General features: G+C 59.0%; 12 protein-coding genes. 6 read left to right on the forward strand and 6 right to left on the reverse strand.

What is annotated here, in order from left to right:
• Position 1: 1 nt before the first annotated feature.
• The 6 genes from nuoK (at position 2) to ACA055_RS19215 (ending at position 6,108) form a co-directional block, all read left to right on the forward strand.
• Positions 2–310: an NADH-quinone oxidoreductase subunit NuoK gene (gene nuoK, locus ACA055_RS19190; RefSeq protein WP_007905077.1), complete on the forward strand. Its 309-nt coding sequence runs from the start codon at positions 2–4 to the stop codon at positions 308–310.
• The gene (nuoL, locus tag ACA055_RS19195; RefSeq protein WP_497680088.1) at positions 307–2,160 is read left to right on the forward strand and encodes an NADH-quinone oxidoreductase subunit L; all 1,854 of its coding nucleotides are present in this window, start codon (positions 307–309) and stop codon (positions 2,158–2,160) included. Before nuoK ends, nuoL begins: the two co-directional genes overlap by 4 nt.
• Before the next feature lie 39 nt (positions 2,161–2,199).
• A complete protein-coding gene (gene nuoM, locus ACA055_RS19200) occupies positions 2,200–3,732 on the forward strand; it encodes an NADH-quinone oxidoreductase subunit M (RefSeq protein WP_497680089.1) in 1,533 nt (510 codons plus the stop codon).
• A 7-nt stretch (positions 3,733–3,739) separates the two neighbouring features.
• Positions 3,740–5,203 (forward strand): NADH-quinone oxidoreductase subunit NuoN, encoded by a 1,464-nt coding sequence (nuoN, locus tag ACA055_RS19205; protein ID WP_497680090.1) that lies wholly within the window; start codon positions 3,740–3,742, stop codon positions 5,201–5,203.
• A 250-nt stretch (positions 5,204–5,453) separates the two neighbouring features.
• Positions 5,454–5,804: a toxin gene (locus ACA055_RS19210; protein ID WP_497684451.1), complete on the forward strand. Its 351-nt coding sequence runs from the start codon at positions 5,454–5,456 to the stop codon at positions 5,802–5,804.
• Complete coding sequence (locus tag ACA055_RS19215; RefSeq protein WP_429547330.1) at positions 5,794–6,108, forward strand: helix-turn-helix domain-containing protein; 315 nt, start codon at positions 5,794–5,796, stop codon at positions 6,106–6,108. Before ACA055_RS19210 ends, ACA055_RS19215 begins: the two co-directional genes overlap by 11 nt.
• Before the next feature lie 188 nt (positions 6,109–6,296).
• On the opposite strand, the gene ACA055_RS19220 is transcribed toward ACA055_RS19215, so the two are convergent.
• The 6 genes from ACA055_RS19220 to ACA055_RS19245 are packed head-to-tail and all read right to left on the reverse strand — an operon-like array spanning position 6,297 to position 12,233.
• Positions 6,297–8,039, reverse strand: a complete 1,743-nt coding sequence (locus ACA055_RS19220) for an ABC transporter substrate-binding protein (RefSeq protein ID WP_497680091.1) — start codon at positions 8,037–8,039, stop codon at positions 6,297–6,299.
• 47 nt (positions 8,040–8,086) lie between these two features.
• Complete coding sequence (locus tag ACA055_RS19225; RefSeq protein ID WP_497680092.1) at positions 8,087–8,359, reverse strand: DUF2160 domain-containing protein; 273 nt, start codon at positions 8,357–8,359, stop codon at positions 8,087–8,089.
• Positions 8,360–8,369: 10 nt separating this feature from the next.
• A complete protein-coding gene (locus tag ACA055_RS19230; protein WP_497680093.1) occupies positions 8,370–9,170 on the reverse strand; it encodes a carbohydrate ABC transporter permease in 801 nt (266 codons plus the stop codon).
• Between the two features lie 8 nt (positions 9,171–9,178).
• The gene (locus ACA055_RS19235) at positions 9,179–10,045 is read right to left on the reverse strand and encodes a carbohydrate ABC transporter permease (RefSeq protein WP_497680094.1); all 867 of its coding nucleotides are present in this window, start codon (positions 10,043–10,045) and stop codon (positions 9,179–9,181) included.
• Between the two features lie 2 nt (positions 10,046–10,047).
• Positions 10,048–11,139, reverse strand: a complete 1,092-nt coding sequence (locus ACA055_RS19240) for an ABC transporter ATP-binding protein (protein ID WP_497680095.1) — start codon at positions 11,137–11,139, stop codon at positions 10,048–10,050.
• Positions 11,139–12,233 carry an ABC transporter ATP-binding protein gene (locus tag ACA055_RS19245; protein ID WP_497294767.1) on the reverse strand — a complete coding sequence of 365 codons (1,095 nt, stop codon included), beginning with the start codon at positions 12,231–12,233 and terminating at the stop codon, positions 11,139–11,141. Before ACA055_RS19245 ends, ACA055_RS19240 begins: the two co-directional genes overlap by 1 nt.
• Positions 12,234–12,505 lie beyond the last annotated feature (272 nt).

Genomic DNA, 12,505 nt, shown 5'->3' on the forward strand with positions numbered 1-12,505 from the left:
CATGCCTGCTATCCCTCTCGAACATGGTTTGGCCGTTGCCGGCATCCTGTTCTGCCTCGGTCTGGTCGGCCTGATGGTCCGCCGCAACATTCTCTTCGTGCTGATGAGCCTGGAGGTCATGATGAATGCCTCCGCACTGGCATTCATCGTTGCCGGTAGCCGCTGGGGGCAGCCGGATGGACAGATCATGTTCATCCTGGTGATCAGCCTGGCAGCCGCCGAGGCCAGTATTGGCCTGGCGATTCTGTTGCAGCTGTATCGCCGCTTCCACACTCTCGATATCGACGCTGCCAGCGAGATGCGCGGATGAATCTTCTCTATCTGACTTTCGTATTCCCTCTCATTGGTTTCCTGCTGTTGTCGTTCTCCCGTGGACGCATCTCGGAAAACCTGGCCGCGCTGATCGGCGTCGGTTCCATTGGCCTGTCTGCCATCGTCACTGCTTATGTGATCTGGCAATTCAACGTCGCCCCGCCGGAAGGCGGCCACTACACCCAGGTGTTGTGGCAGTGGATGGCGGTGGAAGGCTTCACGCCGAACTTCGCGCTGTACCTGGATGGTCTGTCCCTGACCATGCTTGGTGTGGTGGTCGGCGTCGGCTTCCTGATCCACCTGTTCGCGTCCTGGTACATGCGCGGTGAAGCCGGTTACTCGCGCTTCTTCGCCTACACCAACCTGTTTATCGCCAGCATGCTGTTCCTGGTCCTGGGCGATAACCTGTTGTTCCTGTACTTCGGTTGGGAAGGCGTGGGCTTGTGCTCGTACCTGTTGATCGGTTTCTACTACAGCAACCGCAACAACGGTAACGCCGCACTGAAAGCCTTCATCGTGACCCGTATCGGTGACGTGTTCATGGCTATCGGCCTGTTCATCCTGTTCCAACAGTTGGGCACGCTGAACATTCAGGAACTGCTGGTCCTGGCACCGCAGAAGTTCCAGGCGGGTGACTTCTGGATGGTCATGGCGACGCTGATGCTGCTGGGCGGCGCTGTCGGTAAATCCGCGCAACTGCCACTGCAAACCTGGCTTGCGGACGCGATGGCCGGTCCTACCCCGGTTTCGGCACTGATCCATGCCGCAACCATGGTGACCGCTGGTGTCTACCTGATCGCCCGTACCCACGGCCTGTTCGCCCTGGCGCCGGACATCCTGCAACTGGTTGGCATCGTCGGCGGTGTGACCCTGGTGCTGGCCGGTTTTGCGGCACTGGTTCAGACCGACATCAAGCGTATCCTCGCCTACTCGACCATGAGCCAGATCGGCTACATGTTCCTGGCCTTGGGTGTGGGCGCGTTTGATGGCGCGATCTTCCACCTGATGACCCACGCCTTCTTCAAGGCGCTGTTGTTCCTTGCTTCCGGTGCGGTGATCGTTGCCTGCCACCACGAGCAGAACATCTTCAAGATGGGCGGCCTGTGGAAGAAATTGCCACTGGCCTACGCCAGCTTCATCGTCGGCGGCGCGGCCCTGGCGGCCCTGCCACTGGTGACCGCGGGCTTCTACTCCAAGGACGAAATCCTCTGGGAAGCGTTTGCCAGCGGTAACCACGGTCTGCTGTACGCAGGTCTGGTCGGTGCGTTCATGACGTCGCTGTACACCTTCCGCCTGATCTTCATCGCGTTCCACGGTGAAGCGAAGACCGAAGCGCACGCAGGCCACGGTATCGCTCACTGGCTGCCACTGTCGGTGCTGATCGTATTGTCCACCGCCATCGGCGCGATGATCGTTCCGCCACTGCATGGCGTGCTGCCGGAAAGCGTCGGCCATGCCGGCGGCGACGCCAAGCACAGTCTGGAAATCGCTTCGGGCGCCATCACCCTGGCCGGTATCCTGCTGGCCGCGATGCTGTTCCTCGGCAAGCGTCGTTTCGTCACTGCTATCGCCAACAGCGGCATCGGCCGCTTCCTTTCGGCCTGGTGGTTCGCTGCCTGGGGCTTCGACTGGATCTACGACAAACTGTTCGTCAAGCCCTACCTTGCGATCAGCCACGTACTGCGCAAAGACCCGCTCGACCAGACCATCGGTCTGATCCCGCGTATGGCCAAAGGCGGTCACTCCGCCCTGAGCCGTACCGAAACCGGTCAACTGCGTTGGTACGCGGCCTCCATGGCTGCCGGCTCCGTGCTGGTCATCGGCGCCATCGTGCTGGTAGCGGTCTGATATGAACCTTGCGAACTTGCGAAAGGAATTGAGCCCGTCATGATTCTGCCTTGGCTAATCCTGATCCCCTTCATCGGCGGCCTGCTGTGCTGGATGGGTGAGCGCTTCGGCGCTACCCTCCCCCGCTGGATTGCGCTGATCACCATGTCCCTGTTGCTCGCTCTCGGCCTCTGGCTGTGGGCCAACGGTGATTATTCATTCGCCCCGGCGCCTGGCGCCGATCCGACCTGGGTGCGGGAGTTCAAGCACATCTGGATCGAGCGCTTCGGCATCAGCGTGCACCTGGCCCTCGACGGCCTGTCGCTGCTGATGATCATGCTGACCGGTCTGCTGGGTGTCCTCTCGGTACTCTGCTCGTGGAAAGAGATCCAACGTCACGTTGGCTTCTTCCACTTGAACCTGATGTGGATCCTGGGCGGTGTCGTCGGCGTGTTCCTTGCCCTCGACCTGTTCATGTTCTTCTTCTTCTGGGAAATGATGCTGGTGCCGATGTACTTCCTCATCGCGCTCTGGGGTCACAGTTCTTCGGATGGCAAGAAAACCCGGATCTACGCGGCGACCAAGTTCTTCATCTTCACTCAGGCTTCCGGCCTGATCATGCTGGTGGCGATCCTGGGCCTGGTACTGGTCAACTTCAACGACACCGGCGTGATTACGTTCAACTACGCCGACCTGTTGAAAACCAAGATGTCGCTGACCACCGAGTACATCCTGATGCTCGGCTTCTTCATCGCCTTCGCGGTGAAGCTGCCAGTGGTGCCGTTCCACTCCTGGCTGCCTGACGCCCACGCCCAGGCGCCGACCGCGGGTTCCGTCGACCTGGCCGGTATCTTGTTGAAAACGGCTGCCTACGGTCTGCTGCGATTCGCCCTGCCGCTGTTCCCGAACGCTTCGGCCGAGTTTGCGCCGATCGCCATGACCCTGGGTCTGATCGGGATTTTCTACGGTGCGTTCCTGGCTTTCGCACAAACCGACATCAAACGTCTGATTGCCTTCTCGTCCGTTTCCCACATGGGCTTCGTACTGATCGGCATCTATTCCGGCAGCCAACTGGCGCTGCAGGGTGCGGTGATGCAGATGCTGGCCCACGGTCTGTCGGCCGCGGCACTCTTTATCCTGAGTGGTCAGCTGTACGAACGCACCCATACCCGCGACATGCGTGAAATGGGTGGCCTGTGGTCGAAGATCGCTTACCTGCCGGCCCTCAGCCTGTTCTTCGCCGCCGCGTCGCTGGGCTTGCCGGGTACCGGTAACTTCGTCGGTGAGTTCCTGATCTTGCTCGGCACGTTCCCGAGCGCCCCATGGATCACCATCATCGCCACGTCCGGTCTGGTGTTCGGTTCGGTCTACTCGCTGATCATGATCCACCGTGCGTACTTCGGCCCGGCCAAATCGGACGCGGTGCTGCATGGCATGGACGGTCGCGAAATGATCATGGTGGTTGGACTTGCGGCGCTGCTGATTTACATCGGCGTGTACCCGCAACCGTTCCTCGATACCTCTGCCGCTACGATGCATGGCGTGCAGCAATGGCTCGGCACCGCCTTCACTCAACTCGCTTCGGCCCGGTAAGAGCGCTATGGAATTCACGACTCAACACTTTATCGCGCTTGCGCCGTTGTTGATCACCAGCGCCACGATCATCGTGGTGATGCTGGCGATCGCCTGGCGCCGCAACCACTCGCAGACCTTCCTGATTTCCGTGGCGGGTTTGAACCTGGCTTTGCTGTCGATCCTGCCGGCCCTGAAAGTCGCGCCGCTGGCCGTGACTCCGTTGCTGCAGATCGACACCTTCGCTTGCTTGTACATGGCGCTGATCCTGGTCGCCACCCTCGCTTGTGTCACCCTCGCCCACGCCTACCTCGGCGATGGCGGTTCGGGTTACCCGGGCAACCGTGAAGAACTTTACCTGCTGATCCTGATGGCCGCCGCCGGTGGCCTGGTACTGGTCAGCGCGCAGCACCTGGCCGGCTTGTTCATCGGTCTGGAATTGCTGTCGGTGCCGGTCTACGGTCTGGTGGCTTATGCCTTCTTCAACAAGCGTTCGCTGGAAGCCGGTATCAAGTACATGGTGCTGTCGGCCGCCGGTTCCGCGTTTCTGTTGTTCGGTATGGCCCTGCTCTACGCCGACTCCGGCAGCCTGAGCTTCGTCGGTATCGGCCAAGCCCTGGCGGCCACCGGCCTGCCAAGCTCGCTGGCTCAACTGGGCCTGGGCATGATGCTGATCGGTCTGGCGTTCAAGCTGTCGCTGGTGCCGTTCCACCTCTGGACGCCAGACGTTTACGAAGGTGCTCCGGCACCGGTGGCGGCGTTCCTGGCCACCGCTTCGAAAGTCGCCGTGTTCGCGGTGATGGTGCGTCTGTTCCAGATCTCGCCAGCGGCGAGCAGCGGTGTGCTGAGCGACGTACTGACCATCATCGCCATTGCGTCGATCCTGTTCGGTAACCTGCTGGCACTGACCCAGAGCAACCTCAAGCGTCTGCTGGGTTACTCGTCCATCGCGCACTTCGGCTACCTGCTGATCGCCCTGGTGGCGAGCAAGGGTCTGGCCGTGGAAGCCATCGGCGTGTACCTGGTCACCTACGTGATCACCAGCCTCGGCGCTTTCGGTGTGATCACCCTGATGTCTTCGCCGTACAACGGCCGTGACGCGGATGCCCTGTACGAATACCGCGGCCTGTTCTGGCGCCGTCCGTACCTGACCGCCGTACTGACCGTGATGATGCTGTCCCTGGCCGGTATCCCGCTGACCGCGGGCTTCATCGGCAAGTTCTACATCATCGCGACCGGTGTCGAGTCGCACCAATGGTGGCTGGTCGGTTCCCTGGTACTGGGCAGCGCCATCGGCGTCTTCTACTACCTGCGCGTCATGGTCACTTTGTACCTGATCGAACCGAACCTGCGTCGCCACGATGCACAACTGCACTGGGAACAAAAGGCAGGCGGCGTGATGCTGCTGGCCATCGCCGCACTGGCGTTCTTCCTCGGGCTGTATCCGCAACCGCTGCTGAACCTGGTTCAACAATCGGGTCTGGCGGGTTGATCGCGTAGCGCACTTGGCAGAAAACAGAAACGGCACCTTCGGGTGCCGTTTTTGCGTTTAGGGGATCTCACTCCAGCCTCCCCCCTATCCTTGCGGATATCCAGAATAGCCTCGCTGGTAAATCAGTCGCGTCCTACATCCCTGTCCCTGTCTTCGACCTTAACGTAACGACCTGACCGAATTGGCAGGAACAGAAGCCTTGACCTATTCGATTCTTGTGATAGAAATATACGCAGGTAACGTACAGAACATGGACGCTCTTTTTATTGAATTGCCCGCATTTGAGAAGCATCGAAGCGACTATATGGATGATGATCTCTTTCATGGCTTCCAGCAGGAACTGCTGAGAAACCCGGAAGCGGGAGATGTCGTCGAAGGTACCGGAGGCCTGCGCAAAATTCGTGTTGTTGATGAGCGACGGAACAAGGGTAAACGCAGCGGACTGAGGGTGATTTATTACTGGTGGTCCGGCTTCGACCAATTCTGGCTCTTTACCCTTTATGGCAAGAACGAACAGGGCGATCTGACCCCACATCAGAAAAAGCTGCTTAAACAACTGCTTTATAGAGAAATCAAAGCGAGAACAAATGATGAAACGTGACATTTTTTCCGAACTGGTAGAGGGGTTTGAAGCCTTGGCCGATGAGCGCCAAGGTAAAGTCACACTGCGTACGCACAAGGTAAAACTGGCCAAGCTCGCCCCGATTACGGCGGAGGAAGTGGTTGGGATACGCCAGCAGTTGAATCTCTCCAGGCCGGTGTTCGCCATGTACCTGCGCACCAACACCCGTACTTTGGAGAACTGGGAACAAGGGCGAGCGAAACCCAATGCTCAAGCCACCACGCTGATCCGACTGGTCGAGCGCTTTCCGGAAACTGTAGAGCAACTGGCGGCGCTTACCTGAATTGCCGACGTCGTTTTCAATGACGCCTTCGCGAGCAAGCCCGCTCCCACAGTGGATCTGCGCTGTACGCATTATCCGCGAGCCGACACAAACTACTGTGGGAGCGGGTTTGCTCGCGAAGGCGGCGGAACAGGTACCAACAAAAACGGCACCTTCCGGTGCCGTTTGCATTTCACAGGACAACCAATTTACTTACGCGCCGCCTCCCACGATTTCAGCAGTTCGGCGTAGCTCACGGTTTCACCCTTGGGCTTTTCGTTCGCCAGTTTCGGTTTCGGTGCGCCTGGTTGATCAAGCCAGTACTGGGCATCGCGCTCGGGGTTCATTTTCGGTGCGCAGGTGGCTTGCGCCTTCGAGCGCTCCAGACGGGTCATGATCGCGTCCTGGTCCTTGGCCAGACCATCCAGCGCCTGTTGCGGGGTTTTTTCGCCGCTGGCGGCTTCAGCAATGTGGCTCCACCACAACTGTGCCAAACGCGGGTAGTCCGGCACGTTGGTCCCGGTCGGGGTCCATTGCACGCGCGCCGGGCTGCGATAGAACTCCACCAGGCCACCGAGTTTCGGTGCCAGGTCGGTCATGGCCTGCGAGTTGATGTCCGACTCGCGGATCGGCGTCAGGCCGACGATGGTTTTCTTCAGCGATACGGTTTTCGAGGTGACAAACTGCGCATACAGCCAGGCCGCCAGTCTTTGCTTTTCAGGCGTGGACTTGAGGAAAGTCCAGGAGCCGGCATCCTGATAACCGAGCTTCATGCCCTCTTCCCAGTACGGACCTTTCGGCGACGGTGCCATGCGCCATTTCGGCGTGCCGTCGGCATTCATTACCGGCAGACCCGGTTTGGTCATGTCGGCGGTGAATGCGGTGTACCAGAAAATCTGCTGGGCGATGTTGCCTTGGGACGGCACCGGACCGGATTCGGAGAAGGTCATGCCCGCCGCTTCCGGTGGCGCGTATTTTTTCATCCAGTCGACGTATTTGGTGGTCGCATACACCGCCGCCGGGCCGTTGGTGTCGCCACCGCGGGTCACGCTGGAACCGACCGGGTGGCAGTCCTCGACACGGATGCCCCACTCGTCCACCGGCAAGCCGTTGGGAATGCCTTTGTCGCCGGCACCCGCCATCGAGAACCAGGCATCGGTGAAACGCCAACCCAGGGACGGGTCTTTCTTGCCGTAGTCCATGTGCCCATAGACGCGCTTTCCGTCGATTTCCTTGACGTCTTCGCTGAAGAACTTGGCGATGTCTTCATAGGCCGACCAGTTCACCGGGACGCCCAATTCGTAGCCGTACTTTTCCTTGAACTTGGCTTTGAGGTCCGCACGCTCGAACCAGTCGGCGCGGAACCAGTACAGGTTGGCGAACTGTTGGTCAGGCAATTGATAGATCTTGCCGTCCGGCGCGGTGGTGAAGGAAATGCCGATGAAGTCCTTGATGTCCAGAGTCGGCGAAGTGAAGTTCTTGCCTTCGTTGGCCATCAGATCGGTGATCGATTCGGTCTTGCCGTAGCGAAAGTGCGTACCGATCAAGTCCGAGTCGTTGACCCAGCCGTCATAGATGTTCTTGTCCGACTGCATCTGGGTCTGCAGCTTTTCCACCACGTCGCCTTCCTGCAGCAAGTCGTGGGTCAGCTTGATCCCGGTGATCTCGGTGAAAGCCTTGGCCAATGTCTTGGATTCATATTCGTGGGTGGCGATTGTTTCCGACACCACTTTGATGCTCATCCCGCGAAATGGCTCGGCCGCCTTGATGAACCACTTCAGCTCTTCGAGTTGTTGATCCGCCGTCAGGGTGGACGGCTTGAATTCACTGCCGATCCATTTTTTCGCGGCGTCTTCGTAGGCATCGGCCCAGGCCGAAGCGCTCAAACCGCTGAGTGCCAGCATGGCTGCCAATGAAATGCTATGTCGCAGCTTATTGTTTTTGTCGAACATAGAGACCTCCTGTTTAGATTTCGGAGCAACATTGCCGAGCGATTCGACTAGCCCCAACGCATCACAGCCAACAGCCACACCAGGGACAACGCGGACGCCACCCAGATGCTCCAGTCGGTCACGCCGATTACCAGCAGATGCAAGTAGGCGCTGCCGAGAAGACCGATAAACAGCCGATCGCCACGGGTGGTGGCAATTGGCAAAAAGCCACGCCGAAGAATGCTCGGCGAACGCAACTCCCAGGTCGTCATGCCTGCCAGGATCAAGGCGATAACGCCGAAGAACACCGCCGTCGGAGTGGTCCAACTCATCCATTCCATCATCAGTTCCTCATACCCGGCCCAGGGCAAAGCCCTTGGCCACATGGTTGCGAACAAACCAGATCACCAGCATGCCCGGCAGGATGGTCAACACCCCCGCCGCCGCCAGCACGCCCCAATCGATGCCCGACGCTGAAACCGTGCGCGTCATCACCGCCGCGATAGGCTTGGCGTTCACCGAGGTCAGGGTTCGCGCCAGCAACAGTTCAACCCAAGAAAACATGAAGCAGAAAAACGCCGTGACGCCGATTCCGGAACCGATCAACGGGACGAAAATCTTCACGAAGAACTTGGGAAAACTGTAGCCGTCGATGTAAGCCGTTTCGTCGATCTCTTTCGGAACGCCGGACATGAAACCCTCCAGAATCCACACCGCCAATGGCACGTTAAACAGACAGTGAGCCAGTGCCACGGCAATGTGCGTGTCGAACAGCCCGATCGACGAATACAGCTGGAAAAACGGCAGCAGAAACACCGCCGGAGGTGCCATGCGGTTGGTCAGCAGCCAGAAGAACAAGTGCTTGTCACCGAGGAAACGATAGCGCGAGAACGCATACGCTGCTGGCAACGCCACACTTAAGGAGATCACCGTGTTCAGGCTCACGTAATACAGCGAGTTGAGGTAACCGGTGTACCAGCTCGGATCGGTGAAGATCACCTTGTAGTTGGCAAACGTGAAATCCTGGGGAAACAGCGTCAGGCCGCCGAGGATTTCGGAGTTGCTCTTGAAGGACATGTTCAGCAGCCAGTAGATCGGCACCAGCAGGAACAGAATGTAGATCAGCAACGGGATCAGCTTTCTTTTGCTCATGGCAGACCTCAGCGGTTGGCGTCGGAGTGAGTCATGGCGGTGTAGAACAGCCAGGACACCAACAGGATGATCAGGAAATACACCAGCGAGAAAGCCGCCGCCGGGCCGAGGTCAAATTGGCCGATGGCCATTTGGGTCAGGGTCTGACTCAGGAAAGTCGTGGCATTGCCCGGCCCGCCACCGGTCAGCACGAACGGCTCGGTGTAGATCATGAAACTGTCCATGAACCGCAGCATCACGGCGATCAGCAACACACTCTTGAGTTTGGGCAACTGGATGTGTCGGAAAACTGCCCAGGCCGACGCCCGATCAATCCGCGCCGCCTGGTAGTACACGTCCGGAATCGCCCGCAGCCCCGAGAAACACAACAGCGCCACCAACGACGTCCAGTGCCAGACGTCCATCACCAGCACGGTGACCCAGGCATCCATGGTGTTGGATGCATAGTTGTAGCTGATGCCCATGGCGTTGAGGCTCGACCCGAGCAGGCCGATGTCGGCCCGGCCGAAAATCTGCCAGATCGTGCCGACCACGTTCCACGGGATCAGCAGCGGAATTGCCAGAATGATCAGCACCAGCGACGACCAGCGACCCTTGGTCGGCATGGTCAGGGCGATGCCGATACCCAGCGGAATCTCGATCAGCAACACGCACCCGGAATAGATGAATTGCCGCAGCAGCGAGTCGTGCAAGCGTGGGTCGAGCAGCACTTGCCTGTACCAGTCGGCACCAACGAAGTAGCGGCTGGACTGGTCGAAGATGTCCTGCACCGAGTAGTTGACCACGGTCATCATCGGGATCACCGCACTGAACGCCACCAGCAAAAACACCGGTAACACCAGCCACCAGGCCTTGTTGTTCTGCACCTTGTTCATGGCTAGACCTCCAGCAAGTAGTCGTCGGCATAGACCATCAACCACTGGCCCGGAAAACTGATGTACGCAATGCCCTCGGGCACCGGTTTATCTTCGGCCAGGCGCACTTTCAGCGGTGCGCCATCGAGGTTCAGGCTCATGATCTTGTAGGTCCCCAGGTCTTCGACGTGTACGACCTGGGCCTGCATCGCGTCATCAAACGGCTCGTCCCACACATGCACGAACTCGGGACGAATGCCGACCTTCAGGGTTCTCCACTCGGACTCCGTGATTCGTTGCTGCATCGCCTCGGACAGGGGCAAATGGGTCGAAGCGAAACCGACACCGCCAGGCGTAGGCTGAACCTCGATCAGGTTCATCCCCGGACTGCCAATGAAATAGCCGACAAAGGTGTGGCTCGGCCGCTCGAATAACTCCCGCGGCGTGCCGAACTGCACGATCTGCCCGCCGTACATCACCGCGATCTTGTCGGCGAAGGTCGAGGCCTCCAGTTGATCGTGGGTGACGTAGACCATGGTGATGTTGAACTGCTCGTGAATCTGCTTGAGCTTGCGCCGCAGCTTCCACTTCAGGTGCGGGTCGATCACCGTCAGCGGCTCGTCGAACAGGATCGCCGAGACGTCATCGCGCACCAGGCCACGACCCATAGAGACTTTCTGCTTTTCATCGGCCGTGAGGTTGCGCGCCTTTTTGCTCAGGAGCGCCTGGAGGTCGAGGACTTCGGCAATTTCCTGCACCTTGCTGTGAATTTTCGCCTCGGCCATGCCCTGATTTCGCAGCGGGAAGGCCAGGTTGTCGAACACCGTCATGGTGTCGTAGACCACCGGAAACTGAAAAACCTGGGCGATGTTGCGCTTCTCCGGCGTCAGGTTGTTCACCACCTTGTTGTCGAACAACACCTGGCCCTGGGAAGGGCTGAGCAGCCCGGAAATGATGTTGAGCAAGGTCGACTTGCCGCAGCCCGAGGGGCCGAGCAAGGCGTAGGCACCGCCCTGCTCCCAAACGTGGTCCATCTCGCGGATCGCGTAGTCCTCAGGGCCAGTCGGGGTGCTGGTGTAGCTGTGGGCAAGGTGCTGCAAACGGATCTCGGCCATCAGGCAACCCTCGCGATGCGGCGGCCGGGCGCCTGGACCAGCCGCCCCTGCGCATCGAACACAAACAGTTTATGGGTCGGGATGTAGATGCGGATCGGCGCATCGACGTCATATTCGTGAACGCCGGGCAAGTGCAGCACGAGCAGGAAATGTTCGTTGCGCACGTGAAGGAAGGTTTCCGAACCACTGATCTCGGCCACCTCGACGGTCACCGCCAGTTCGAGGTCGTCGTCATTACTCGGCACCAGCGAAATGTGGCTCGGGCGCACGCCGAAGCGGAACTCGCCCTCGCCCACGGGTCGCAGGTCGACGTTCAGCGGAAAGTGCACGAAATTGGCGAAACTCACTTCGTTGCCGGCGATGCGTCCCGGCATCAGGTTGATCGGCGGTTCGGAGAACAGCTCCGCGGCCAGCACGGTTTGTGGTTGGTGATAGACCTCAGAGGACTTGCCGCTCTGGATCACCCGGCCTTCGTGAAGAATGGTGGTGGTGCCGCCCAGGGCCAGGGCTTCGTTGGGTTCGGTGGTGGCGTAGATGGCGATGGTGTGGCGAGCCTTGAACAGCTCGCGCATTTCCTGGCGCAGTTCTTCGCGCAGCTTGTAGTCGAGGTTTACCAGCGGTTCATCGAACAGGATCAGCTCGGCGTCCTTGACCAGCGCGCGTGCCATGGCCGTGCGCTGTTGCTGGCCGCCGGAGAGTTCGAGGGGATAGCGCTGGAGGAACTTCTCGATGCGCAGCATCTTCGCGGTTTCCAGCACCTTGCTCTGGATCAGCTCGTTGGACACTCCGCCCTGGCGCAGCGGCGAGGCAATGTTCTCGAACACCGTCATGGTCGGGTAGTTGATGAACTGCTGATAGACCATCGACACGTTGCGCAAACGCACCGGGCGCTGGGTGACGTCGACGCCGTTCATCAGGATGCGACCGCTGTCGGGCTTGTCCAGACCGGCCATCAGGCGCATGAGACTGGTTTTGCCGGACAGCGTGCGGCCGAGCAAAACGTTGAAGGAACCGGGTTCGAAACTTAGGCACGCATCGTCGATCCAGGTCTGGCCCTCAACGGTGCGGCTGACATGCTCCAGGGTTAATGACATGGCTCGGCCTTTTTATTATTGGAGTCAAGCGACCGGAGCAATAGAGCGACATTCGTGCCAGAAATCACAAGCCTTTGATCTGGTTTGAAAAACATCCACCTCAAGCGAAAACAGCGTTCGTTGCTGAACAGAAATGAACAACCACGACTGAACAATTGAACAGCTCATGGATTGACAATGAACAATAGTGAACAACACTCTACGGATGCTTTTGGCTCGCGAAGACGAGCGCCATAACAAAAACAACAAAGCATTTACAGAGACTGCCGACC

The organism is Pseudomonas sp. LBUM1657 (genome assembly GCF_059716075.1).

Coding starts and splice junctions, on each gene's coding strand:
- nuoK (WP_007905077.1), top strand. CDS start 2: ATGCCTGCTATCCCTCTCGAACATGGTTTGGCCGTTGCCGGCATCCTG.
- nuoL (WP_497680088.1), top strand. CDS start 307: ATGAATCTTCTCTATCTGACTTTCGTATTCCCTCTCATTGGTTTCCTG.
- nuoM (WP_497680089.1), top strand. CDS start 2,200: ATGATTCTGCCTTGGCTAATCCTGATCCCCTTCATCGGCGGCCTGCTG.
- nuoN (WP_497680090.1), top strand. CDS start 3,740: ATGGAATTCACGACTCAACACTTTATCGCGCTTGCGCCGTTGTTGATC.
- ACA055_RS19210 (WP_497684451.1), top strand. CDS start 5,454: ATGGACGCTCTTTTTATTGAATTGCCCGCATTTGAGAAGCATCGAAGC.
- ACA055_RS19215 (WP_429547330.1), top strand. CDS start 5,794: ATGAAACGTGACATTTTTTCCGAACTGGTAGAGGGGTTTGAAGCCTTG.
- ACA055_RS19220 (WP_497680091.1), bottom strand. CDS start 8,039: ATGTTCGACAAAAACAATAAGCTGCGACATAGCATTTCATTGGCAGCC.
- ACA055_RS19225 (WP_497680092.1), bottom strand. CDS start 8,359: ATGGAATGGATGAGTTGGACCACTCCGACGGCGGTGTTCTTCGGCGTT.
- ACA055_RS19230 (WP_497680093.1), bottom strand. CDS start 9,170: ATGAGCAAAAGAAAGCTGATCCCGTTGCTGATCTACATTCTGTTCCTG.
- ACA055_RS19235 (WP_497680094.1), bottom strand. CDS start 10,045: ATGAACAAGGTGCAGAACAACAAGGCCTGGTGGCTGGTGTTACCGGTG.
- ACA055_RS19240 (WP_497680095.1), bottom strand. CDS start 11,139: ATGGCCGAGATCCGTTTGCAGCACCTTGCCCACAGCTACACCAGCACC.
- ACA055_RS19245 (WP_497294767.1), bottom strand. CDS start 12,233: ATGTCATTAACCCTGGAGCATGTCAGCCGCACCGTTGAGGGCCAGACC.